Origin of the sequence: Leptolyngbya sp. NK1-12, assembly GCF_032598965.1 — a bacterium.
Classification (GTDB): domain Bacteria; phylum Cyanobacteriota; class Cyanobacteriia; order Elainellales; family Elainellaceae; genus Elainella.
Map to the genome: position 1 here is coordinate 2,311,071 of NZ_CP053586.1, position 24,006 is coordinate 2,335,076.

The 24,006-nt window shown below is 50.4% G+C and carries 26 protein-coding genes; 15 read left to right on the top strand and 11 right to left on the bottom strand.

Annotated elements, in window-relative coordinates:
- Positions 1–31: 31 nt before the first annotated feature.
- Both HJG54_RS09510 and HJG54_RS09515 read right to left on the bottom strand, forming a co-directional pair.
- Complete coding sequence (locus tag HJG54_RS09510) at positions 32–274, bottom strand: hypothetical protein (RefSeq protein WP_036004049.1); 243 nt, start codon at positions 272–274, stop codon at positions 32–34.
- Positions 275–505: 231 nt separating this feature from the next.
- Positions 506–2,308 carry a sodium:solute symporter family protein gene (locus tag HJG54_RS09515; RefSeq protein WP_316434646.1) on the bottom strand — a complete coding sequence of 601 codons (1,803 nt, stop codon included), beginning with the start codon at positions 2,306–2,308 and terminating at the stop codon, positions 506–508.
- Between the two features lie 217 nt (positions 2,309–2,525).
- On the opposite strand from HJG54_RS09515, the gene HJG54_RS09520 reads away from it, so the two are divergent.
- The 3 genes from HJG54_RS09520 (at position 2,526) to HJG54_RS09530 (ending at position 7,035) form a co-directional block, all read left to right on the top strand.
- Complete coding sequence (locus HJG54_RS09520; RefSeq protein ID WP_316434647.1) at positions 2,526–3,137, top strand: TRAP transporter small permease subunit; 612 nt, start codon at positions 2,526–2,528, stop codon at positions 3,135–3,137.
- 64 nt (positions 3,138–3,201) lie between these two features.
- Complete coding sequence (locus HJG54_RS09525) at positions 3,202–4,539, top strand: TRAP transporter large permease (RefSeq protein ID WP_316434649.1); 1,338 nt, start codon at positions 3,202–3,204, stop codon at positions 4,537–4,539.
- Between the two features lie 474 nt (positions 4,540–5,013).
- Complete coding sequence (locus tag HJG54_RS09530; protein WP_316434650.1) at positions 5,014–7,035, top strand: Calx-beta domain-containing protein; 2,022 nt, start codon at positions 5,014–5,016, stop codon at positions 7,033–7,035.
- 144 nt (positions 7,036–7,179) lie between these two features.
- On the opposite strand, the gene HJG54_RS09535 is transcribed toward HJG54_RS09530, so the two are convergent.
- The 6 genes from HJG54_RS09535 to hemE form a co-directional block, all read right to left on the bottom strand.
- On the bottom strand, positions 7,180–7,875 hold the full coding sequence (locus tag HJG54_RS09535; RefSeq protein ID WP_316434652.1) for a Uma2 family endonuclease: 696 nt from the start codon (positions 7,873–7,875) through the stop codon (positions 7,180–7,182).
- A gap of 64 nt (positions 7,876–7,939) precedes the next feature.
- Positions 7,940–9,217 carry a calcium-binding protein gene (locus HJG54_RS09540; RefSeq protein WP_316434653.1) on the bottom strand — a complete coding sequence of 426 codons (1,278 nt, stop codon included), beginning with the start codon at positions 9,215–9,217 and terminating at the stop codon, positions 7,940–7,942.
- A 129-nt stretch (positions 9,218–9,346) separates the two neighbouring features.
- Positions 9,347–10,531, bottom strand: a complete 1,185-nt coding sequence (locus tag HJG54_RS09545) for a calcium-binding protein (protein ID WP_316434654.1) — start codon at positions 10,529–10,531, stop codon at positions 9,347–9,349.
- A 131-nt stretch (positions 10,532–10,662) separates the two neighbouring features.
- Positions 10,663–11,043 (bottom strand): phage holin family protein, encoded by a 381-nt coding sequence (locus tag HJG54_RS09550; protein ID WP_036004067.1) that lies wholly within the window; start codon positions 11,041–11,043, stop codon positions 10,663–10,665.
- 94 nt (positions 11,044–11,137) lie between these two features.
- The gene (locus tag HJG54_RS09555) at positions 11,138–12,109 is read right to left on the bottom strand and encodes an NAD-dependent epimerase/dehydratase family protein (RefSeq protein WP_316434656.1); all 972 of its coding nucleotides are present in this window, start codon (positions 12,107–12,109) and stop codon (positions 11,138–11,140) included.
- Positions 12,110–12,351: 242 nt separating this feature from the next.
- Entirely contained in the window at positions 12,352–13,413 is a 1,062-nt protein-coding gene (gene hemE / locus HJG54_RS09560) for a uroporphyrinogen decarboxylase (RefSeq protein WP_316434658.1), read from the bottom strand.
- A gap of 289 nt (positions 13,414–13,702) precedes the next feature.
- Between hemE and HJG54_RS09565 the strand changes: the two genes are divergently transcribed.
- The 7 genes from HJG54_RS09565 to HJG54_RS09595 all read left to right on the top strand — a co-directional run bounded on the left by HJG54_RS09565 (position 13,703) and on the right by HJG54_RS09595 (position 18,027).
- The gene (locus tag HJG54_RS09565; protein ID WP_316434660.1) at positions 13,703–14,740 is read left to right on the top strand and encodes an ABC transporter substrate-binding protein; all 1,038 of its coding nucleotides are present in this window, start codon (positions 13,703–13,705) and stop codon (positions 14,738–14,740) included.
- 123 nt (positions 14,741–14,863) lie between these two features.
- On the top strand, positions 14,864–15,481 hold the full coding sequence (locus HJG54_RS09570; protein WP_316434661.1) for a Uma2 family endonuclease: 618 nt from the start codon (positions 14,864–14,866) through the stop codon (positions 15,479–15,481).
- A gap of 69 nt (positions 15,482–15,550) precedes the next feature.
- Entirely contained in the window at positions 15,551–16,519 is a 969-nt protein-coding gene (locus HJG54_RS09575) for a glycosyltransferase family 2 protein (RefSeq protein ID WP_316434662.1), read from the top strand.
- Between the two features lie 38 nt (positions 16,520–16,557).
- On the top strand, positions 16,558–17,304 hold the full coding sequence (locus HJG54_RS09580; protein WP_316434663.1) for a Uma2 family endonuclease: 747 nt from the start codon (positions 16,558–16,560) through the stop codon (positions 17,302–17,304).
- Between the two features lie 39 nt (positions 17,305–17,343).
- Entirely contained in the window at positions 17,344–17,679 is a 336-nt protein-coding gene (locus HJG54_RS09585; RefSeq protein ID WP_316434664.1) for a nucleotidyltransferase family protein, read from the top strand.
- Positions 17,660–17,815: a hypothetical protein gene (locus HJG54_RS09590; RefSeq protein ID WP_316434665.1), complete on the top strand. Its 156-nt coding sequence runs from the start codon at positions 17,660–17,662 to the stop codon at positions 17,813–17,815. The genes HJG54_RS09585 and HJG54_RS09590 overlap by 20 nt, the downstream gene beginning before the upstream one ends.
- A gap of 92 nt (positions 17,816–17,907) precedes the next feature.
- Complete coding sequence (locus HJG54_RS09595) at positions 17,908–18,027, top strand: hypothetical protein (protein ID WP_316434666.1); 120 nt, start codon at positions 17,908–17,910, stop codon at positions 18,025–18,027.
- 34 nt (positions 18,028–18,061) lie between these two features.
- Here the strand turns inward: HJG54_RS09595 and HJG54_RS09600 are convergent, their stop codons facing one another.
- Entirely contained in the window at positions 18,062–18,376 is a 315-nt protein-coding gene (locus HJG54_RS09600; protein ID WP_316434667.1) for a hypothetical protein, read from the bottom strand.
- 138 nt (positions 18,377–18,514) lie between these two features.
- Between HJG54_RS09600 and HJG54_RS09605 the strand changes: the two genes are divergently transcribed.
- The 5 genes from HJG54_RS09605 to HJG54_RS09625 all read left to right on the top strand — a co-directional run bounded on the left by HJG54_RS09605 (position 18,515) and on the right by HJG54_RS09625 (position 21,195).
- Positions 18,515–18,748 (top strand): hypothetical protein, encoded by a 234-nt coding sequence (locus HJG54_RS09605; RefSeq protein ID WP_316434668.1) that lies wholly within the window; start codon positions 18,515–18,517, stop codon positions 18,746–18,748.
- Positions 18,749–18,791: 43 nt separating this feature from the next.
- Positions 18,792–19,085, top strand: coding sequence for a hypothetical protein (locus tag HJG54_RS09610; RefSeq protein WP_316434670.1), 294 nt, complete (start codon positions 18,792–18,794; stop codon positions 19,083–19,085).
- The gene (locus HJG54_RS09615) at positions 19,066–19,494 is read left to right on the top strand and encodes a type II toxin-antitoxin system VapC family toxin (RefSeq protein WP_316434671.1); all 429 of its coding nucleotides are present in this window, start codon (positions 19,066–19,068) and stop codon (positions 19,492–19,494) included. Before HJG54_RS09610 ends, HJG54_RS09615 begins: the two co-directional genes overlap by 20 nt.
- A 79-nt stretch (positions 19,495–19,573) precedes the next feature.
- The gene (locus HJG54_RS09620; RefSeq protein ID WP_316434672.1) at positions 19,574–20,500 is read left to right on the top strand and encodes an NACHT domain-containing protein; all 927 of its coding nucleotides are present in this window, start codon (positions 19,574–19,576) and stop codon (positions 20,498–20,500) included.
- Between the two features lie 50 nt (positions 20,501–20,550).
- Positions 20,551–21,195, top strand: coding sequence for an NACHT domain-containing protein (locus HJG54_RS09625; protein ID WP_316434673.1), 645 nt, complete (start codon positions 20,551–20,553; stop codon positions 21,193–21,195).
- Here HJG54_RS09625 and HJG54_RS09630 read toward each other — a convergent pair.
- Entirely contained in the window at positions 21,153–21,518 is a 366-nt protein-coding gene (locus tag HJG54_RS09630) for a calcium-binding protein (RefSeq protein WP_316434674.1), read from the bottom strand. The two genes, HJG54_RS09625 and HJG54_RS09630, sit on opposite strands and share 43 nt — an antisense overlap.
- A gap of 465 nt (positions 21,519–21,983) precedes the next feature.
- On the bottom strand, positions 21,984–23,981 hold the full coding sequence (gene htpG / locus HJG54_RS09635; RefSeq protein ID WP_316434675.1) for a molecular chaperone HtpG: 1,998 nt from the start codon (positions 23,979–23,981) through the stop codon (positions 21,984–21,986).
- Positions 23,982–24,006 lie beyond the last annotated feature (25 nt).

The following is a 24,006-nucleotide window of genomic DNA, read 5'->3' on the forward strand; positions in this document are numbered from 1 at the left end:
TTAGTAAATTCGGCTAAACGGCAAAATTTAGCTAAAACGCATCCAGCTCGACATCGAGTGGCAGTCCCTTTACCAGCACCTCCAAGCTCGACGGCACTTCGGCGACGGGAAGCGAGGCGGCTTCAGATAGCTCGGCTGGCTGCTCTAGCTCGGAGATGGGGGCGGGGGCAGCCATGTCGCTGGGTAGGAAAATTCTGGCTCCAACAGCCACCAAAGCTACCAGAAACACCAGCACAATCAGGAGAGGCGCAATATATTGACGAAAAAATGCCATAGCCAGGAATTGATTAAATTTTCAAAGGAGCTGATTTAGATATAGCAACCCAGAAGGGCTGGAACCATCCTTCCAGAGAGCGGGTTCCTCGACTTGAAGGTAAGCCGATCCACACTCGCTAGCCCTTACTTATATCCCGTTAGGATTTGATTGAATTCAAGATATGTAAAGCTCTGTTTTCTATCCTACACTGCCTCAGAGCATCGGCATAGGGGTGATTCAATAGGGTTTTCAATAGGGAGGGTCGTCGTTGTTCCCCAGTCCCAGGCGAGCCATTGGCGGAACTTGGAAGCGGCTGAGCCGACGCAACCATAAACCAGCCAACACTGCAATAATCAAAGCGATCCAACCCAACGTGGGCTGCAGCAAAAGAAAGCCACCTGTGGCAAACATGACACCAAACAGCAGCAAACAGGCCGCCACCACCTTCAGTAGCTCTAGCCCCAAATTTTGAGCCGGAGGCAGTCCTGTGCGCAATTGCTGCCGCTGCCAGCCCGGTCCACCCGGACGAATTTTGCTGTAGAAGGCATCGAGGGTCACATCTGATTCGGGCGGCGTCGCAAACATTACGGTGAGCCAGATCGCTGCCGTCAATAAAGAAGTCACGATTAACCGCCAGCCAAAATCTTCGATTCGCAGCAGCGGCACTACGCTAGTAAACAGGCCAATCAAAAATCCCGCCAGCATCGCCGCCAGTTCCGCTGCTGCATTCACTCGCCACCAAAACCAGCGCAAAATTAGCACCAATCCGGGACCAGTGCCAATCGCAATCACGAGACGAAACACAGTGGTAATGTCTTGCGAATAAAAAGCCGCCACTGCTCCCAAGGCCGTCACCAGCACCGAGGCGATGCGTCCAGCGTTGACTAGCTGGGTTTGGCTGGCACTGGGATTGATGAAACGTCCATACAGATCATTAGTGAGATAGGACGCACCCCAGTTGATCAGCGTCGATACCGTACTCATAAAAGCAGCCAGCAGCGACGCCACCACCAAGCCGAGCAACACCGGCGGCAGAAAGTCGAGCATCAGACGTGGATAGCCTAGCTCCCGGTCCTCTAAATTTGGGTAGAGCGCCACGGCTGCGAGGGCCACCACTACCCAGGGCCAAGTCCGAATCACATAGTTCAGAATATTGAAAAACCAGGCCGCACGTTCGGCTTCCCGTTCATCTTTGGCCGCGGCCAGTCGCTGAATAAATTCACCTCCGCCATCGCTGCGCCGAAACGACCACCACTGGACGAGCATATAGGCCGCAAAGGTGCTGGCGGTAATTCCAGCGGCATCGCTCCATTTGAAGCTGAATCCGGACAACGTCAGCGGCACAAACGCGAGTAGATCGGTAGAAGTCGCCTGCTGAGCCTGTTGCAGTAAATTTGCCATGCCGCCCATTTCGTTGATCGCCGCAACCGCCACAATCACTGCACCAATCAGCGCTAAAAAGAATTGAAAAAAGTCAGTGATGACCACACCCCACAAGCCAGAAAAGCCAGCATAGATCAGCACAAATACACTCACCCCAATCACGCTCCACAGCTTCAAGCTGTCGCTGGCCGGAATTCCCCAACTTTGCCAGATTTGCAGCGCGTCAATCACTTTTACCATCGCCAGCATGGCGTAGCCGATGCCAATGCAGTTGATCGGGACAGCAAACAAAAACGCTTTGGTCGCCCGCAAAATTGCCGCCATGCGTCCGCCGTAGCGCAGTTCGATTAATTCTGCATCGGTGACAATTTCTGAGCGTCGCCATAGCCGCGCGAATACATAGATCATGACGATATGGGCTACGCCAAAGCTCCACCACTCCCAGTTGCCCGCGATCCCGCGATTGCCGACGATTCCAGCCACATAGAGCGGTGTATCGATCGAAAATGTGGTGGCAGCCATACTGGTTCCCGCCAGCCACCAGGGTAGCGCCCGACCTGAGACAAAAAAATCCACCATGCTGCCAGAGGCTTTGCGGGTCAGATACAACCCCAGCGCCATGCTCAACACCAGATACAGCAGCACAATCAGCCAGTCAATCCATTGCATAGAGTTGCTTCATTCCAGGATTCAGCTATCTTCGCACGAAGGGGGAGCAGCATAGAGCAGAGGAGATCAAGCAGTAAGCAGCTAGTTCCAAGCGTTAAATTTCATTGGCGTGCCGCTAGAAATTTCAGGATAAGTTTCAAGGCCAGCTTGCTTTCAAGCAGAATGGAATTTGGTATCATCAAGTCCGCTGTTGCTTGGGACGCTATTCTTGCCGCCAATGCTTAAACCCTCTCAGATTCGTGCCTTGTTTAAGATATCTCAGGCGATTGATTCGGTGACAGAAAAACTGGGTCGGCTCTGTGATTGGATTGTGATTTTGCTGGTTGCGGTGGGTTTCTATAATGTGGCCGCACGCTATATTGGGCGCTTTATCGGCATGAAATTATCCTCTAATGCCCTGATCGAGCTGCAATGGTATCTATTTTCCTTACTATTTTTTCTGGGGTTTGCCTACATTCTCAAACATGGAGCCAATGTCCGAGTTGATTTTCTTTACGCTAACTGGAGTGAACGGCGACGAGCGCTAATCGATTTAATTGGCACGGTGTTATTTTTAATTCCCTTTTGCATCATCGGTATTTGGGTCACCCTCAATCCGGTGATGCAATCTTGGGGCCGGCTGCCTGATGGCTCTTGGGGGCAGTGGGAAATGTCATCCGATGCCGATGGTTTACCGCGTGCGCCGATTAAAACCATGATTATCGTGGCGTTTGTGCTGCTACTGCTGCAAGCGATTTCCCAAACTATCAAATATCTGGCCGTTGTGCTGGGGTATAGGGATGTGGCGCGATCGTTGGCGTCGGAGACTGAACAAATTCCGTTTGAGTAAATGGATAGATGGGTTACAGTAAAACACGTTAGTTGATATAGAAACGAATTTATTAATTAAAGCTATGGGATACGAGTGGCTAGCGATTGCAATGTTTGTCGGCTTCTTCCTCATTTTGATGAGTGGCTATCCGGTAGCATTTTCCTTTGCTGGAACGGCGATTGTGTTTGGCGGAATTGGGTTAGCAGTTGGGGCGTTTGATCTGAATCGATTGCTGCTACTGCCCAACGTGTGGTTTGGCACCATGTCCAACTTTACGCTGCTAGCGATTCCGTTTTTCGTGTTTTTAGGAGCCGTATTTGAGAAATCGGGGCTGGCCGAAGAACTGCTGGAGACTATTGGCATCCTAATGGGACCGCTGCGGGGCGGCATGGCCCTGGCGGTGGTGGTGGTCGGGACGCTGTTAGCAGCAACTACAGGCGTCGTGGCGGCAACGGTGATCATGATGGGTATGCTGTCTCTGCCGGTGATGTTGCGCTATGGCTATGACAAACGGCTGGCGACGGGAATTATTGTCGCGGCAGGCACCCTGGCCCAATTGATTCCGCCTAGCTTAGTCCTGGTTGTCTTGAGCGATCAAATTGGTGTATCGGTTGGCGATCTGTTTTTGGGAGCGCTGATTCCTGGTCTGATGCTGGCAGGGTCTTATGCGCTGTATGTGTTAGTGGTGGCTTTACTTAAACCTGAGACAGCTCCAGCATTGCCCCTAGAAGTACGGCGAATGGACGGCAAAGTGTTGGCCGCTAAGGTTGTAAAGGCGGTTTTGCCACCCTTGCTGTTGATTTTTGCAGTGCTGGGCAGCATTTTCTTTGGCATTGCCACACCAACCGAGGCTGGAGCTGTGGGAGCTGTGGGAGCCTGTGTGTTGGCGGCTTTGAATCGACGGTTGAACTGGAATTTGCTCCGCGATTCGGCGCATGCGACGGCTACGGTTACGTCTCTAGTTGTGATAATTCTATTTTGTTCTGCTTTCTTTAGTGTTGTATTTGATGGACTGGGCGGTAAGACGCTGATTACTAACCTGCTGCTGAGTCTACCAGGTGGCTACATCACCTTTATGATCGTCAGCAACATCGCTATTTTTTTGCTGGGTGTATTTCTAGAATTCGTCGAGATTTGCTTTATTGCCATGCCGCTGTTTGTGCCTGCGGCTCAGCAATTAGGGATTGATATGGTATGGTTTGGCGTAATCATGGCAATTAATTTGCAAACTGCGTTCATTTCACCACCCGTTGGGTTTTCTCTTTTCTATCTACAAAGCGTTGCCCCTAAAGAAATTAAAACTATTGAAATCCATAAAAGCGCAATTCCCTTTATGATTTTGCAGGTAATTGTCTTGATTATTGTGATTTCCTTCCCACAAACGGTGCGTTGGCTAGTTGATCTCTCGTTTCAGTCCTGATTATGTGTTTTTCGCTTACCGCAACTGGGTCTGAGCCAGCATCCAACCAGCTTGCACCAATCGCAGCAAAACGTTCCCTACTTAACAAAAAGAGAAGGGAAAATGTATTCTATAATACTGATTTTTTCCTCTTGATTAAAACTATGCTTTTTCTTCATAGAAGATTTAGCTAAATCTATCGTGACCATGCGGGCGAAGCACCTAACGCCTAGTAAAGATGGGGTAGAAGCTAAATGAACTTGTAGCAGCGTTCAGGGTGTGGTTTGTTCAACTGAACAACAAGCAGTGCTGCGTTCATTTAAAGGCTTATACAACTCAATGGCTGGGTGCAGGTGGAGCCAAAGCCCCTCAGCCTGGAAGCAGAAAGAATCCAAGCAGAAACAAGTTTTTGCGGTGAAAAAGCGTGATCGCATTATTGCGGTCAGGGTGTAGCCTGCCGAATTCTCTGTTGTACTTTCCTAGGAACTTTAGATTATGGCATTTCAACCGATTGGACCTGCCTTTCCCGTCGATGCGGCTAGTGCTGGCACATCTTCTAACACCCCTTCTAATGTGGCAATCGCAGCAAATGGTGATTTTGTTGTGGTTTGGGAAGGAGAGTTAGATTCACAAAAAACCGTCTATGCGCGTCGCTTCAGAGCCGATGGGACCCCAAAAGACACAGGCGATATTCTGGTCAAACAAGGAGCTGAAAAGCCGACGATCGCGATTGCTGCTGACGGTAGCTATGTCGTAGCGTATGTTGAGTCGGAGCAAGTGTTCTTCCAACGCTATAGCGCCGCCGGCACGGCGGTTGGCACTGCCGTAAAAGTTGGTTCGAGCGATGCTCCGCTCCTGACGCCTACTATTGCCACCTTGGGCAATGGTGGTTTTGTAATTGCGGGTCAAACGATCGATGAGTTTGGCGTAGAATCGATTGTGCTATTTTCCTACAATAGTGCGGGTGTGCTGCAAAACACCGCCACTATTACCGAAGCAGATGCTGGACCCGATGTTGTTTATCAATTTAATCCTGCGGTTGCTGTAGCTGGCAACACGATCATCGTCAGTTGGGAAGGTGGAGTGATCACCGAAGGTGGAGTAGATAATGAAGTCTTCTATGCCCGATTTGACGCCAACCTGACAAAGATCGGAGATGAAACTGTAGTCGTTGCCGATCCACTCAAAAACCAGTTTGCTCCGGCAGTGGCTGGTGACGCCAGCGGTAAATTTGTGATTGCTTGGCAAGACGAGATCAGCGATTCCAACTCGGACGTCTATTTTCGTCAATTTAATGCCACAGGAGCACCCCAAGGCACTAGTCAAGCCGTTGCTACTACAGCCGATTTTGAAGGAGATCCGCAAGTTTCAATGACAGGGGATGGGCGGTTTGTAATTGCCTATGAAAAGTTTACTGATGAAGGTCCCCAAGCATTTTATCAAGTCTATTCAGCCACTGGAACTAAAGTTGGCTCAACACAGCCAGTTGTGGGTCTAAGCGGGGATGATCCAGCAGTTGCAATCAATCCAAACGGCGATCGGTTCGTGATTACAGCCCAAACGGTTGAAGAAGGCGCTGAATTCCCCGATGCTCGCGTGTTTAGCGTGGCGACTCCTACGATTCAATTCGACAAGGCGATCTATGAAATTGGCGAAGCGGGGCCAGCCTCGACCCTGATCTTGACGCGCACAGGGGATACTTTCGCCGGTTCCCAGGTAACAGTTACCATCACAGGTGGTACCGCGACCGCAGGAGCTGATTATACCAACACTGGATTTCCGCTGACGGTATCGTTTGCAGCCGGTGAAACGAGCAAAACTGTTTCGTTACCCATCCTGCAAGATACGCTAGTAGAAGGCACAGAAACTGTCACCTTCTCGATCACTGGCGTCACGAATGCAGCGGTTGGCACAACTGGCACCGCCACGCTAAACATTCTCGATGACGAGACTAGCCCGATTCCCGGCCCCAGCCCAGCCCCAGCTCCGACCCCAGCCCCAGCCCCAACTCCCGGCCCTAGTCCAATCCCAACCCCAGCCCCAACCAATCCGTTTATTGGTGGTCCTGGCAATGACACTCTGATCGGCAACAATCAGAGAAACATTATCGTAGGTAATGAGGGTAATGACATTCTGAACGGCAGAGGCGGCAATGATCGTCTCACTGGCGGACCGGGCCGCGATCGATTCGTGTTTGATATTGGCCGACGGTTTAACCAGAAAGCAATGGGCGTGGATGTGATCACCGATTTCACGCGCGGTGAGGATAAGATTGTGCTCGACCGCACCACCTTCACTCAGCTCGAACGCAATCGATTGACTAGTGCCGATTTTGAAACAGTGAAGAATCGCCGCGAAGCCCAAACTAGCGATGCGCTGTTTACCTACATCCGTAAAACCGGCGCACTGTTCTACAACGAAAATCGTGACAATACTGGATTTGGCCGAGGTGGTAAGTTTGCCGATCTCACCAATGGCCTGAACCTGGGCGTGAAAGATTTTGTTGTGGTCGCTTGATCGCAACCTGATTGAGCCATGCTGATGTGGCGTGGCTGAGCGAGTTCCTGATGCAGATTAAAGGGCGATTGTACTCCTGATTTGGCAACAAATCGGAATCATCGCCCTGTTTTTGATTCGCAGAGGAAGGCGAACTAGCTGTGGTCAACCCGTAATTTGATCTGGATCGACACCCAATTCCCGCAATCGTTCTGCAAGTCGTTCAGCCCGTTGCCGCTCCTGCTCAGCCCGTTGCCGCTCCTGCTCAGCCCGTTGCCGTTCCTGTTCGGCCTGTTGAGCAATTTCCACATAGCTCAAGAAGCGCTGACCATCGGGCCGGTAGATTTGCAGTTCTGGGCCAGACAAATCAAACCGAATGCCGAGCCGCGGACTGACCCAGTTCTCGATCGGATCAATCACATCTAGCGCACCATCTACTCTCAACCAGCCGCTCAAATCGCTATGTTCAGGATCGTACAGGTAGTATTCCTCGACGCCGTAACGGTTGTAGAAGACCTGCTTTTTGTTCATCTCCGTTAGCTTGTTGCTGGGAGACAAAATCTCGAAAACTACCTGGGGCGGAATGTTGCCTTCCTGCCACTGTTGATAGGAGCCGCGCTTGCCTTTGGGTCTGCCAAATACCACCAAGACATCGGGAGCGGTGCAGAGGGCGTTGTTGCCTTCAACCGGATACCACAGCAAATCTCCGGCTACAAATACATTCGGGTCATTTGCAAACAGCCAGTCTAGGTTTTGCTGGATGATCACAATCCAACGAAATTGTTCGGTATTATCGGCCATTGGCTTACCGTCGCTTTCGGGATAGATTAGCTTTGAAGAGGATTGCAGTTGAGAAACCATCGCTCAACCTCAAGAACATTTGATCTTGCTCTTAACCGTAGCACAGTTGCAAAAGCAATTGAACTTAGACAAACGTAAAATCCTCGGCAGTAATCAGGCTAGCGGGAACCCCTTCGAGGCGAGCCAACGTCTCGCCCTGAATCTTAATCACCGTGGTTGACGGTCCTTGGGCATTAATGATGAGATTTTCGATGGCAATGGCACCGGCCAAGCCCAAGCGATCGATGCCGTCCTGAAAATCGAGAATCGTAGCAAAGCCGCTACCTCGCTGAAGCACAAAAACATCGCGGCCCTGATCGCCGCGCAGCCGGTCTCGGCCTGTCCCGCCGCGCAGCGTATCATTGCCATCACCACCGACCAATTGGTCAGAGCCATCGCCGCCGACTAAAGAATCCCGACCGGCTTGACCCAGCAATTCATCGGCTCCAGTGCCGCCTTCCAGCGTATCATCGCCTGCTGCTCCAATCAGCCGATCGCGGCCATCACCCCCGCGCAGCAAATCACGGCCCTCTTGTCCATTGAGCTGATCGTTGCCGCTATCGCCATTTAACTCATCGTCACCAGTACCACCCACCAGACTGTCATCACCGTCACCGCCAGAGAGCCGATCCCTGCCTTCGTCGCCAAACAGGGAATCGCGATCGGCTTCGCCCCGCAACTCATCATCGTTTCTGCCGCCGCGCAACGTATCTCTACCGTCACCACCCCGCAGCTCGTCGCTACCATCATCGCCCCTGAGCGTGTCGTTATCGTTATTGCCGTTTATGCGGTCGTCACCCGAATCACCGTTGATGGTGTCTGAACCACTGCCGCCATCGAGCTTGTCATTACCGCTATCACCCCGAATTCGATCATTGCCGCTATCCCCTTTAACGCTATCATTGCCATTACCGCCTCGTATATCATCCGCACCATTATCGCCACGGATCTCATCGTCACCACTATCGCCTCTGATGTTATCCCGATCGCTACCACCGCGGATCTCATCATCGCCACTATCGCCTCTGAGAGTGTCCCGATCGCTACCACCACTAATGTCATCATCACCGCCCTCGCCGCGAATGTTATCATTGCCGCTGCCACCAATCAGCCGGTCTCGCGCCCCGCGGCCTTTGATTTCATCATCACCTCCGCGCCCATCGATGAAATCCCGATTATTGGTGCCAGTCAGCCGTTCATTTCTAGAGGTGCCGATGATGTTTTTACCACCAAAAATATTGTTGGAACTGCTAGAGCGGGTTCTGCTGCCTAACAAATTATCGTTCAAGAAACTAGCAGCAAGGGAAACTTCGACGGAATCATCATCGAAGTCGGAGATAGCAGAGAAGAGAGGGGAACTCATAGTTAAGACACACCTAGTTAAATAGGACGGTTTATCTTATTCTAGGGATTCCAAGAACTTATTTCTAAACAATCACGAAGTTTTTTGGTTTAGTTTGGCTCAATATTGCAGCGTTGTGTGAATCATCGTTCAGACAAACGTAAAATCATCGGCGGTGATGAAGCTAGCGGGAATACCTTCGAGGCGAGCCAGCGTATCGTCCTGAATTTTAATGACGGTTGTTGCCGTGCCTTGGGTAACGATGGTCAAGTTCTCTATGTTAATTGCACCGGCCAAACCCAAACGATCGATGCCGTCCTGAAAATCGAGAACACTGGCGAAGCCGTCGCCTCGTTGCAGCACAAAAATATCGCGGCCCTGATCGCCCTGGAGCCGGTCCCGCCCCTGCTCACCGCGTAGCGTATCATTGCCATTGCCGCCTACGAGCTGATCGGAACCATCGCCGCCGACTAAGGTATCCCGACCGTTTTGGCCCAGCAATTCATCGGCTCCAGTGCCGCCTTCCAGCGTATCATCGCCTGCTGCTCCAATCAGCCGATCGCGGCCATCGCCCCCGCGCAGCAAATCGCGGCCCTCTTGTCCGTTGAGCTGATCGTTGCCGCTATCGCCGTTTAACTCATCGTCACCAGTACCACCCACCAGACTGTCATCACCGTCACCGCCAGAGAGCCGATCCCTGCCTTCGTCGCCAAACAGGGAATCGCGATCGGCTTCGCCCTGCAACTCGTCATCGTTTCTACCGCCTCTGAGCGTATCTCTGCCGTCACCACCCCGCAGCTCGTCGCTACCATCATCGCCCCTGAGCGTGTCGTTATCGTCGTCGCCATCAATCCGGTCGTCACCCGAATCACCGCTGACGGTATCTGAGCCACTGCTGCCATCTATATTGTCATTACCGCTGTCGCCGCGAATCCGGTCATTGCCGCTATCGCCCTCAATGTCATCATCCCCACTACCACCACGAATATCATCCGAGCCGCTGCCGCCGCGAATGTCATCATCCCCACTACCACCCTCGATCTCATCCCGACCGCTATCGCCACGAATGTCATCATCGCCGCCATCGCCTTCGATCTCATCATCCCCACTGCCGCCAATCAGCCGGTCTCGCGCCCCGCGTCCTTCAATTTCATCGTCGCCGCCGCGTCCGTCGAGCAAATCGCGACCGTTGGTGCCAATCAGCAGATCGTCGTCAAAGGTGCCAATGCGGGTTCTGCCGCTAGAGAAATCATCGCTAAAGAAGTCATCAAAAAAGAAAAACCCAAAAAAATCATCGTAGAAGAAGGAATTTGTGAGGAAAGGAGAGGCACTCATGATGTGAAATGCGCCTAATCAGCGTGAAGAGAGTTTTGATTCTATTTTAAAAATAGAAAAGCGCTAGAACAATCGTCCTAGCGGTTGAACCTGGATTTCAATTAGCCCAGCCTAAGAACCAGCTCTAGAGCTTAGACAGGAGCAGTAACCAGTCCTAGGCTACCCAGCAATTGGAAAATTAGACTATTGACGATGGACAGAACAATTGCACCTAAAATAGCGCTAACCAGACCATTCCGCAGCCGAAATCCTTCGACTAACTTAGCAGTGAGGCCAAAGATAATTGCATTGATGATAATCGCAAATAAACCAAAGGTGATGAAGGTAATGGGTGCTCCTAGAAACCGGAGAATTGGGCCAAGAAAGGCGTTTAATAAACCAAACACAACGCCTGAAAGCAGAGCTTTACCGGGGCTGTCAACCTCTACGCCTAGGAAGGGAATGTAGGAAATAATCAACAAACTAATAGCCGTCACAACAGCGAAAATCACAAAACTCAATATGCCACCCATGTTTAACTTTCCTTAATGCAAAAAAGTTTTCAACCATAGTAAAGAGCAGAGACCGTCTGGTGTCAACAAAATCCCCGATCTTTTAATGTTTCCGTTAACGTTTCGAGGCTATTGACCGACGGGTGGCGATGCCACTGGCCTTCAGCAGGTCCACCACAGTGGGACAGTAGGTGGGTAAGCCAAAGCTAGCCGGACTGACCGGATTTTGATAGGTGAAGTGGCGGTAGTTGAGGCAAAACCGATCCCACTCCGCCATTTGAATCCGAAAGACTTTGATGATCAAATTCGCCAACTGAATCGACAGCGGAATGCGAAAATAGATGCGTTTGTGCAAGTAAGCACACACCTCTTCCACAGCCCGATCCACCGTAATCGCCGGATTGCCCAATACCACTTCATGGTCAGGGCCGGGTTCCGGCGGCTCTTCCACCAAGCGCAGCACCACCTGCGCAATGTCCTGGGCATGCAGAAAGTGAAAGCTAGCATCGGCTTTGAGAAAGCGAATCAAATCGATCCAGCGGGTGACATCCTTGATCCCGGCCGACACAGCCGAGTAGGGCTTTTGGGCATCGCCCCCAAATACCAGCGTTGGAAACAAGGTGGTGATCTGCGGCGAAATCGCCAGTTTAGCAAGCTGCTGATGGCAAATATACTTGGACTTGATGTAGTCGGTGCCGAGCGTTCCGGCCTCTGGCAAGGGCTGATTCTGGCGGTCGAGAATACTTGCCGTCGAAAAATACAATACCTGTTCACAGACCAGCGGATCGAGCAGGTTCATCAAGCGAATCGTTTTGGTGACATTGGTATCGTAGGTTTCTTCAGCTCCACCCCAGGCCGTGGCGGTCAGAATCGCGCAGTCAATTGTTTTCAACAGCCGCTCTACCCGTTCAATGTCCTGCATATCGCCTTGGATCAGGGTGATACCAGGGCGAGCATTGTAGTCAAACTTCAGCTTTTGCGGATCTCTCACGAAAAAAAACAGGTCATGCGGCGTTTGCTGAATCAACAAATCCGCGATGTAGTGGCCAATACAGCCACTCGCACCAGTCATAAAGATCCGCTTCATAGAATAAAGTTTTGAGTTTTAAGTTCTAAGTTTTGAGTTTAATCTGCTTACCCAAAACTATGCCTTCTGCGCCAGCCTCGCCAACAAAACTTAAAATTCAAAACTCTACTTAAAAATCCGTTCTTAAAGAAGCTTTGAGTTCTCAGTTCTCAGTTTTGAATTGTTTCACCTGTCCTTCTTGCTTTTACAACACCGCAGGCAAACCAAAATTCAAAACTCAAAACTCAAAACTCAAAACTTTACTAAACCGTTGCCAGCAGGTGATCCACTTGCTTAGCGGTTTCAAAGAAATAGGCGGCATTTTCTTCGGGTGTTTTGGGCAGGATACCGTGGCCCAGATTCAAAATATGGCCCCGATCACCCGCTTTGCGAATTGTATCGAGAATGCGCTCCCGAATAAACGGTTTAGAGCCAAATAGAACGCAGGGGTCAATATTGCCCTGAACGCCAATGTCATAGCCCAACCGCCGCCGCGCGTCCGCCATATCCACGGTCCAATCAACGCTGACGATATCTACACCCGACTCGCCCATTAGCTCCAGCACGCCCGCACTGCCGCTGATGTAGAGGATCAAGGGAGTATCGGGATGGGTTGCCTTCACCTGCTGCACCACCCGCTGCTGATAAGGCAAAGCAAACGTGCGATAGTCTTGTGGGCTGAGCTGACCGGCCCAAGAGTCAAACATCTGCACCACCTGAGCGCCCGAATCAATCTGATACCGGACGTAGGTGGCAATCGAGTCAGCAATGTGGCCCAAGAACTGATGCAGCATCGAGGGTTCGGAGAAGGCCATGCTCTTGATCGTGGCATAGTCTTTCGAGCCTTTGCCCTCGATGGCGTAGGCAGCCAGCGTCCAGGGTGCGCCAACAAAGCCCAATACCGCCGCTTCGTTGCCGACTTCATGCCGCAGGGTTTGCAGAATTTGGCGAATAAAGGGCAGCGACTCCTCCGGATCGAGCGGACGCAGATTATCCACCTGCTCCTGGGTGCGAATCGCCGGTTCGATAATCGGCCCCTTGCTTTCGATAATTTCAAACGGAATGCCCATTCCCGGCAGCGGCGTCAAAATGTCGGAAAACATGATCACACCATCGGGACGAAAGGCGCGCCAGGGTTGCAGCGAAATCTCGACAGCTAGCTCGACATTTTCTGACCGTTCTCGAAATGACGGATACTTATCGCGCAAATCTCGGTAAACCTGCATGTAGCGACCGGCCTGCCGCATCATCCACACCGGCGGGCGGTCCAACTTTTCACCCCGCGCAGCTCTTAGTAAATAAGGAACTTGATTTGATCCGATCATTTCAACCCCGTTACCAAATAAACGAATTCTTAAGCGCATTTGCTAGCTTACCACCCAGCGATCCCCCACCCTCAGCATCGACTCAGCAAACTGTTACAAAATTTCAGACAACCGGCGAACGACAGCCACCAAACGGCAACTATTGTTTACAAAAGTTTTTGTTTTCTAACTATGTATCTCTATTCTGTTACATCTGCTACCCTCAACAGCACCTGAGCTGCTGATAATGAAGCTTCTCGACTCATTTTTTGGTTTTTGGTGCATTTTGCAGGAATTTTGGCTTAAACCTATGGCAATCAACCGTCGATCTCTATTAAAGCTCACTGGCTACTTCGGTGCCGCTACCGCAGCCAGTTTGAGTTGGCCGCAGTTGAAAAAGCTAGAGGCTGCCGAACTGCCGCCAGAAATGCCGCCAATCATCATGCAGCTCGACTGGAAGTTTAATGTTCAGTTTGCTGGCTTGCTGCTGGCCGATTATTTGGGACTCTACCGACAAAAAGGTGTTACTGTCAGCCTTAAACCTTGGGAATCAGACATGATTGTGCCAGACGTGGTGGCAGCCAACCCGATGATGATCGGCTGCTCGGAGCAAAACCTGATCCTGGACGCGCAGGCCAAAGGCGCACCCCTGAAAGCGATTGCCACTATGTTCCAAGCCTCGCCCTATGCGCTGATGACCCTGCCCAACAGCAACCTGACCACCCTCACCGATCTAGTCGGTAAGAAAGTGGGCGTCCATGCCGATGGCGTCAAGGTGATGGAACTGGTCAAAGGCGTGAACGGCCTCAACTCCGAAGCGATCGAAATCATCGAAATTCCCTACGAAAACAAGCTGGATCGGCTGATCAACGGTGAACTCGACGCGCTGCAATGCTATGCCGTAGATGAGCCGATTGGTTTCGCCCAACGAGTCGGAGAAGCGCCAATTTTGCTGCCAATGGACCAGTATGGCTACAAAGCCTATGCTCAGGTGTTCTTCACCACCGATGCTCTGCTGCAACAGCACCCCGAACTGATCCAAGCCTTTTTAGCAGCCAGCTTCGAGGGGTGGCAACGCGCCCTAGCCGACATTCCGGGCACCGCCAAACTAGTAGCCGAAACCTATGCGGAGAAGGGTAGCAAGTATACTGACGTAGATTATCAGCAGAAATCTTTGGAATTAGTTGGCGAATATGTGATGCGCGGCATTCAACCCAGCCAAATTGGCCTGATTGTGCCGGAGCAATGGCAGCAAACTACGGATCTAATGGCACAATATGGGATTATCGCAACCGCACCTGGTCTGGAGGCTTCGCTGGATTTGAGTTTGTGGACAGGAAATGAGTAGGGTGGATCGGTGTGCTGGTTCGGGCAGAGCAGTTGAATGAAACTGAGCCTGAACAACTCGATAAAATAAACGCAAGCCAGCGCCATAGCTCCACCTGCGATGTAACCTGAATAGGAGTAACCGATGCAAGCCACGGAAAAGTCTTTCTACACTCCAGCCGAGTATTTGGCTCTAGAAACGACGGCTGACTACAAAAGTGAATATATCGACGGCTTAATCATTCCAATGGCAGGCGGAACCACGAACCACAATCGAATTGCTTTGAACCTGAGTTCAGCTCTAAATTTTGCATTTAGGGACATCAATTATGAAGTCTTTATCAGCGATGTGCGGCTGTGGATTCCTGAGAAACGCATCTACACTTACCCAGATGTAATGATTGTTGCGGGCGAACCGGCCTATTTTGAGAACCGTACCGATACAATTCTGAATCCCCAGGTGATTGTGGAAGTACTGTCGCAGTCCACTGAAACCTATGACCGCGAACGGAAATTTGCCGCGTATCGGACCATTCCCACGTTTCGAGAATACCTGCTGGTTGACCAAACGAGTATCCTTGTTGAGCAGTTTACCAAAGCAGGCGAGAAGCGGTGGATCATGCAGGAGTACGACGAAACCGACGAGCAGATTAGCCTCGAAACCGTTCCATTTCAAATCAAGCTGACGGACCTCTACCGCAAAGTTCAGTTTGAGGCAATCGAGCCAGCGTTGGAAGAGAACCCCGCCACCAAAACTGGCTAACTTCTGGTATTGTCTGCCGCTTTGTGATACATATCTGGCTGATGCGGTGTGCATGGAAGCCACGACCCAATGACCAAACTGATCATTCAAATCCCCTGCTACAACGAAGAGCGCACGCTGGGAATCACGCTCTCGGCCCTACCGCGTCAAATTCCGGGCATCGACACGGTCGAGTGGCTGATTATCAACGACGGCAGCCGCGACCGCACCGTGGAAGTCGCCAAAGAGTTTGGGGTGGATCACATCGTTCACTTTCCGACCAATCAAGGCTTAGCCAAGGGCTTCATGGCCGGACTGGAAGCCTGTTTGCGAGCCGGAGCCGACATTATTGTCAATACCGATGCCGACAACCAATACTGTGCCGACGACATTCCCAAACTGATTCAGCCGATTCTGCACGGCCAAGCCGATATGGTGATCGGGGCACGCCCGATTTGGGACACGCGCCATTTTTCGCTGACCAAAAAGCTGCTGCAAAACTTTGGCAGTTGGATGGTCCGCCTCGCTAGTAACACCAACGTCCCCGATGCCCCCAGCGGATTTCGGGCCTTTAGCCGTCAGGCCGCGATGCAGCTTAACGTGTTCAACAGCTACACCTACACACTAGAAACCATCATTCAGGCCGGACAAAAAGGTATGGCAATTGCCTCGGTGCCAATCCGCACCAATCCAAACTTGCGCCGTTCCCGCTTGGTTAGAAGCATTCCCTCCTATGTGTTTCGGTCTGCGATGACGATTTTGCGGATTTTCATGCTCTACAAGCCGCTGAGGTTTTTTACCTGGTTGGGAGCCGTTCCCTTCGGTCTTGGTACGCTGCTGGGTATCCGCTGGTTGCTGCTGTTTTTCCTGGTTGACCCGACCCGCTCCCGTGCGCCTAGCTTGATTTTGGCGGCGATTTTGATTTTAATTGGCTTCCAGCTCTGGATGTTTGGCCTGATTGCTGATCTGATGGCTGCCAACCGTCGTTTGCTAGAAGAAAATCGGCTGCGGCTGCGGCGCATCGAGTTTGAGCGAAACCAAGCCGCCTCCAAACATTAATCTCGCTAAAATCAGAGCAATCGCGTTGTGGAGCAGCCATGACTTCCACCCTTCCCAATCGCAAAGCTGAAATTGTCTATCCCAGTTCCGACGGCGAACCCTTGGCAGAAACCTCTGTTCATATCGATGCCATCATTAATGCAGTTGTGGCCCTGCGGCAGTACCTCGCTGGACAGCAGGCGATTGTCCTGACGAATCAGTTTCTCTACTATGCCGAGGGCTTTCCAAAATTGCGGGTCGCTCCCGACATTATGGTCATCTTCAACGTCGCTCCCGGTCCTAGAGACAGCTACAAAACCTGGGAAGAACACCAAATCCCCTCGGTGATTTTTGAGATCACCTCCGCCAGCACCCGCGACCAGGACGAGACGTTTAAGAAAACCCTCTACGAACAAATGGAGGTGCAGGAATACTGGCAATTTGACCCCAAAGGCGAATGGATTCCAGAACAGTTGCGCGGCTATCGGTTGCAGAGAGAAGCTTATCTACCCATTACCAACAGTTGGAGCGAACCCCTGCGGCTGCGGCTCGAAGTAGACGGGCAACTGATCGGCTTCTTTCGAGAGTCGGGTGAAAAGCTGCTGGCTCCCAATGACCTAATCGAAGCCCTCCGCCAAGAAACGCTGGCCCGCCAGTCTGCCGAAGTTCAGCTAGAACAAGAACGCCAACGAGCTGAACAGGAGCGCCAGCGGGCTGAACAAGAACGCCAGCGGGCTGAACGGGCAGAGGCAGAAGTGCAGCGCTTAAAAGAACAACTCCGAGCGTTGGGAATTGAGGAGAGTTAGCTGGATTGAACGTGCTGCTGATATTAGGTGGGGAGATTGATGATGGTTGAGTTGACAAATCCTATAGGGGATAGAATCACAGCCTCTGCTGGTCAGATTGCAGAATTTTGTCAACGTTGGAAAATCATTGAATTTGCTTTCTTCGGTTCTGTTCTACGGGATGACTTTCGCCCCGATAGCGATATTGATGTTCTCGTTACCTTTTCACCTGACTCTAGCTGGAGCTTGTTTGACTGGGTAGATATGAAAGACGAACTTGAAGCTTTATTTGGACGCAAGGTGGATATTGCCGATAAAGAAGGGCTTAAAAATCCCTATCGGCGACAGGAAATTTTACGGACTCAACAGGTGATCTATGCAAACAAACAACCGTGATGCAGGATCGCTTTGGGATATGGCAAATGCCATTCGTCGAATTCAAGAATTTACAGCAAACCTGACCTATGACGCTTATTTAAACGCTTATTTAAACAGCGTACTTATCCAAAGTGCAGTAGAAAGACAGCTATAAATTTTAGGTGAAGCTGCTCGCAGACTATCAGACGAATTTCGACAGGCCCATCCAGAAATTGATTGGCAAGAATCATTGGGTTACGAAACATCTTGATTCATCGTTACGATGAAATCCGTCAACAAACGATTTGGGAAGTAATCATCTCAGAGCTAGAACCGTTACTTACCCAATTGGAATCCTTGTTACCTTTATTACCCGATGAACAATAAGCATTGCTAAGGAAGCTTTGAATATTCTCTCCCATCAGCTTGAGAAGGGTTGGCCGGTTTGGGGATCTAATTCTTCGCAGGCGATCAACATCAGCTCTCGAAACGAGTAGGGTTGACCTGTGGCAGGATTGCGGCAGATTTCTAAGTCGGCTAGTGTCATGATCATTGTGCCATCGGGCTTATCGGTCTTACCGTTCAAGAAGCGAGAAATACTCCATTCATTGCTAATATGTCCTTGCTCAGCCAGCTTTTGCATAAAGGTTTTCTGATCCCAGCCCTGCTCCTCTAGCGCTTTTCTGGTGACATTGCCTAAGTTAATTACACCTAAACGGGTAAAGTTTCGACCCATAGCTCCAGCCTTACTGCTGGCTTTGATCTTAGTAATTCCCCATCACCGTCGAAAATTATTTGCAAAATTGCTTTTGCAGATTGCAAAATTGCAAAAACAGGGTTATGCTGTTTTTGTTGTGATCAAGCGCCTTGTCCGATGAGCTACTACAGTCGCCTACATCCTTGGTGCGTCATTCGCTGTTTACCCGAATCTCAAACCTTGATTATTGCTCGGTTCCGCAAACGCAGTGATGCCGAGGAGCACTTGAAGGCCATGCAAAAACTGATAGCAGATGGAGTGTTCGAGCTTGTATTTGATGTTGAAGTGCAGGAATCAGAAGCTGAGGAGAAACAGATTCAGACACAAAAATCGATTCAACCTTCGTTTTGATTGAACGATACACTGGGCTAAAGAGAAACAGCAAAAAACTCCTATGAGCGATACTGACCAATCAGTACAAGTCACCGTACTAATCCCAAAAGATGTTTACCGTCAAGTCACCGAAACCGCAGCCGGTGAACAACGACAAATTGAGGATTTCCTGGGGATATTGATCGCTGAAGGACTCGCTTCTCATGTGACAGTTCGACAAATTATGGAGACAGTTTCTGCGCAGTATCGTGATCGCTTAAAGCTAACCGGTCACTTGGGTCAGCCACCTAATGAAGTGTTGCAGCACTTGCAAGATCTTCGAGAGCAAATTGCAGATGAACTCTATCCTGACTGAATGGGTAGCTCTGGATACAAATCAATTTATTTTTGCATTGTGTCAAGATCCAGCATATCCAGCTTGTGAAGTGCTTTTATTTGATCAGCTTCACAAATTAAATATTTATATGCCTCTGCAAGTTCTGATTGAGCTGCAACGCAACCTCACTTCCGATGAAATGCGGGGCATTTTTTTGGCTTTGAATCGGGCAAAAGCAATTCGATGGGACTATGTACCTGCTTCGTTGGAAGCAATTGCTCGCTGGAGAAGTCAAGGTGCCAAGAAAGGAGATGCAGTTATCGTCGCTCATTTGGAAGCAGCCAGTATTAAGTATCTGGTTTCCGAGAATCGCCACTTTTTGAAGGAGGTAGCAAATTTACCGTTTCAGGTGCTCTCAAGTGTAGATATTGTGCAAATCTTGCAGTAGACGAGGTTGTAATGGACAGTGAGTGGACATTAAGCATAATCGTCTATCGTAGGAATGTTCTGCTGTTTGCCTCCTAGTCATGACTGGATTTGAACCGCTAATTGGCATAGGTACATCGGCGCTGGCGGCGCTTGTGACTGAAATTGTCAAAACCAGAGGTGGTAAGCTTCTTGACCAACTTGATCGCGATATTCTTAAGCCTAAGCTGCAACAAGCGATCCAGCAGTATGTCCAACAGTACGAACAACGGCACGGTACGTTAAAGGTTGCTTGCGTTCGGATGGATGCTCCGATCAGGCTAGAGGAGCTGTACACTGCCGTTCAGCTTTTGGATCGATCGGAACTGCACTATTTTAAGTCCACCGATCCGCTGCAAGATTGGTTTCGTCAGAGCGGCAAGCGCAGCTTTGGGTTTGGCAAAGAAAATAGAAAATCGGGTCTGGAGGTGGCAAATCAGGAACAGTACCTGATGGTGTTGGGCGGTCCGGGTGTGGGCAAATCGACGTTTTTGCGAAAGATGGGGCTAGAGGCGCTGAGAGGGAAACAGGGCGAATTTCAGCATCACTGTATTCCGGTATTTTCGGCGTTGCAGCGGTTTAAGTCAAACGAGATTAGCATTGAGCAGTTAATTGCCAGAGAGTTTGAGGTGTGTGGATTTCCAGAAGCCGCCGAGTTTGTGCAAGCGGCCTTGGAGAAAGGTAAACTGCTGGTTTTACTAGATGGGTTAGATGAAGTGCCGCTGGACCATCTCGATCGAGCGATTACGCAAATTCAAGATCTGGTCGATCGCTACAGTCAAAATCGCTTTATTGCCTCTTGTCGAGTAGCGGCCTACAAAGGTGGATTTCCCCGCTTCAAAGATGTAGCAATGGCGGCGTTTAAGGATACTCAAATTGAGCAGTTTATTCGCAACTGGTTTCGTTCGGCCAAAGATCAAGAAGCTAACACCGCCGAGCAGTGCTGGGAGTTGCTAAAGCGGTCTGAATATGCGGCGGCCAAAGAGTAGCCCAAACGCCGTTACTGCTGACGCTCCTCTGTGCAGTCTATGATGAGGCGATGAATTTTCCCAAAAATCGGGCAGCCCTCTACGGCGAGGCGTTGGATGTGTTGCTGCGAAAATGGGCCTCTGAAAAGCGAGTTCAGCACAACCCGATTTATCAGGAACTCAGCATCGAACTGGAGCGGGAACTGTTAGCCGATATTGCCTTCGACAGTTTCTCAGCAGATCAGCTATTTTTCAGTAAATCGGATGTGATTGAACGGATTAGGAAATTTTTGGTTAGCAATTTGAATGCACCCCAACATCTGGACAGCGAAAAGGTGCTGGAAGAGATTGAAAAGCAACAGGGCATTTTGGTGGAGCGGGCCAGAGATGCCTATTCGTTTTCCCACCTGACGTTTCAGGAATATTTAACGGCGCAGTATATTGTTGATAACCAGCAGCTTGAGTGGTTGGTGACGAATCATCTTACTGATGAGCGCTGGCAGGAAGTGTTTTTGCTGGTGGCAGGCTTGGGGTCAGGACGGAAAGGCTCAGATTATCTGCTGTTGCTGATGGAAGACCAGACCCGCACTCTGCTAGATTCGCCAGTGGCAGAACCAAAACTGCGACCTTTGCTGCAATGGGCAGAAATTGCAACAGCCAGTTCAAATGGAAATTATAAGCCTGTGGCACGAATGTTGACGGTGAGAGAAGACTGAAGCAACACTTTAATCACACATAGACAAAATCGCCATTCACCGCATCCTTGTCTAACTAAAATATCGTTACCTGTATCGCCATCGAGGACATCAAGTCCTGAACCACCCAGAATAATGACATTACCATCACTATCCAAATAGACATCATTACTAATATCCAGGAATACGTCGCCCAGCTTGTCATTTCCGTTGCCACCGTAGACTGTATCATTTCCTAAACCGCCATTCAGCGTATCATTGCCATCAGTGCCACTGATAGTATCGTTTCCGGCAAATTGAATCAACGAAGCTGTATCTAGCAGCAGCATCAACAGCGAATTCATAATAGATCCTCTCCTGAGAAAAGAGAGTTAAGAATTGCAGTCAAATTGATTGAAATTGGTTATTGGTCCTTGATTCAGTAGGTCAATCGGGTAATTTGGCAAACCCATGATGCGGACCGCTTGTCCGTTAGCAGGTAGGATGCCTGCCCTATGGTGTGCGTTGAATTTTGTTTATTTGCTGAACCAATAACTCTGAACCAATGGCTCTAAACCAATAACTCCCCTGTCCAGTGGTAAAACCGCTCTAGCCGCAACGATTACGCACTGAGGCAGATTGATACATCCCTGAGTGCAAGTTAGCACTAAGTAGGGAAAATTACGGCAGGATCAGTTAATTTTTTCATGAAGCTTGTCGCATTATTGCTAGGCTCATAGGCTCCGAGCGGACCAATTTCAGCAAAAATAAGCCCCCTGACCGCAGCGGCAGGGGACAGTCTGTGAGATTTTTGGTGTTGCTTTGATAACTTACTTCGCCGTCAGGCGAGTCAACACCTGATTCGAGCGTTCTACAAACGCCTTCATGCCGTCTGCATCAAAGCCCTTCTGCGCCATCAGCGCCAAATCGTAAACATGCTGACAGATCAGGTTGGCTAGCTCTGCCGAAGGTGACTGGCCGTCTGCTTGAATAATGCTGCCCTGACTGATGCTGACCAGGTTTTGAATCAGGGGATGGGAGGTGTTCACCAGCAGCGTGTGCTCTTCTGGGAACTCGACCGCTTGCTGAGTCAGCAGGGCATTCATCTCGCGCATCCGGCGCAAAACTTCGGGTAGCAGCACCATTGCGGGTGGGGTAGCTTCGGCATTATCGGCCTTGAGCGCTTCGGTGCGGATGGTCAGCTTCGGCTTGTTCAGCGCTCGCTCAAACAGCTCCTTGATCAGTTCGCTGCGGGTCTTGTTGGTGTTAGGGTCCACAATCTCGCTGGGCTTGTCCTTGTCGATCAGGGCCTCATCCAGATCGGCATCGACGCGCGAGAATTTCACATCCGGATACTCCCGCTCCAGGAAACTGATGAAATGGGAGTCGATAAAGGAATCCATGAATAACACTTCTAAGCCGCGGCTCTTGTGCAACTCGATGTAGGTCGCCTGGGAAGCCTCATCGGTGCAGTAGTAGACCCGGTTTTCGTGGCTGGCTTTGTTGCGCTCTAAATATTCCTTCAGCGTTGTGTAGGACTTGCCATCCAGGACGTTGCTTTGTTCCGGCTGCTCGCTAGGAGCAGACACCTCTTGCCAGACATCGCCTTCCCCAGACTGGACTTCTACCGCTGGCGCGTCTGAAGCGGTGGGTGCGCTCAAGTCGGCCGTGGTGCGGAAAATTAGAATATCCTCGACCTGTTTCTTAAATTTGTCGTCGTTCATTGAGCCGAACTTAACAAAGGTGCCGAGGTCTTGCCAGCAGCGGATATACTGCGCCCGGTCGTCGCGGTAGAGTTCCTTTAGCCGGTCGCCGACCTTTTTAGCGATGTAATCAGCGATCTTGCGAACCGTGCGGTCGTTTTGTAAAAAGCTGCGGGAAACGTTGAGCGGGATGTCAGTACTATCGATTACCCCCCGTAGAGGCAGCAAAAAGCGGGGGATCACCTCTTCGCAGTTGTCGCTGACGAACACCTGATTGCAGAACAGCTTGATTTGGCCCTTAGTGACATCTACGTCTGGCTTCAGCTTGGGGAAGTAGAGAATGCCGTTGACCACGAAGGGATAGTCGGTGTTCAAATGCACCCACAGCAGCGGGTCTTCCTGGAATGGGTAGAGGTAGCGATAGAACTCAAGATAGTCATCCTGGCTGAGGCTGCTGGGCGACTCCTTCCAGGGTGCTTTCTGGCGGTTGATTTGCTCTCCATCTAGCTTGATCGGGAAGGGCATGAAGTCGCAGTATTTCTTCACCAACTGGTTGATCCGGTAAGATTCCAGATACTCCTGCTCTTCTTCCATCAAGGTAAGGGTGACGGTGGTGCCCACGCTGGAGCGTTCCGAGTCGCTTAGTTCAAATTGGGTTGAACCGTCACAGGACCAGTGCACTGCTTGAGCACCTTCTTTATAGGACAAGGTGTCAATTTCAACCCGCGATGCCACCATGAACGACGAGTAGAAGCCCAGACCAAAGTGACCGATAATTTGCTGGTCGCTGCTGTTCTTATACTTTTCGACAAATTCCTCAGCGCTGGAAAAGGCAACTTGGTTGATATACTTCTTCACTTCATCGGCAGTCATGCCAATGCCCGTATCCGAGACCGACAGCTTCTTGTTCTCCTTGTCGATCGTAATCACAATTTCCGGTTCGCCGATCTCGCCATTGTACTCACCCGACCGAGACACCATTCGCAGTTTTTGAATCGCGTCTACGGCGTTAGAAATCAGCTCTCGCAGAAAGATTTCGTGATCGGAATAGAGCCATTTTTTGATAATCGGGAAGATATTTTCAGTATGGATAGAAATATTGCCCTGTTCCAGAATCGTTGTCATACGTCTGTTTCAAGATAGAAGGACA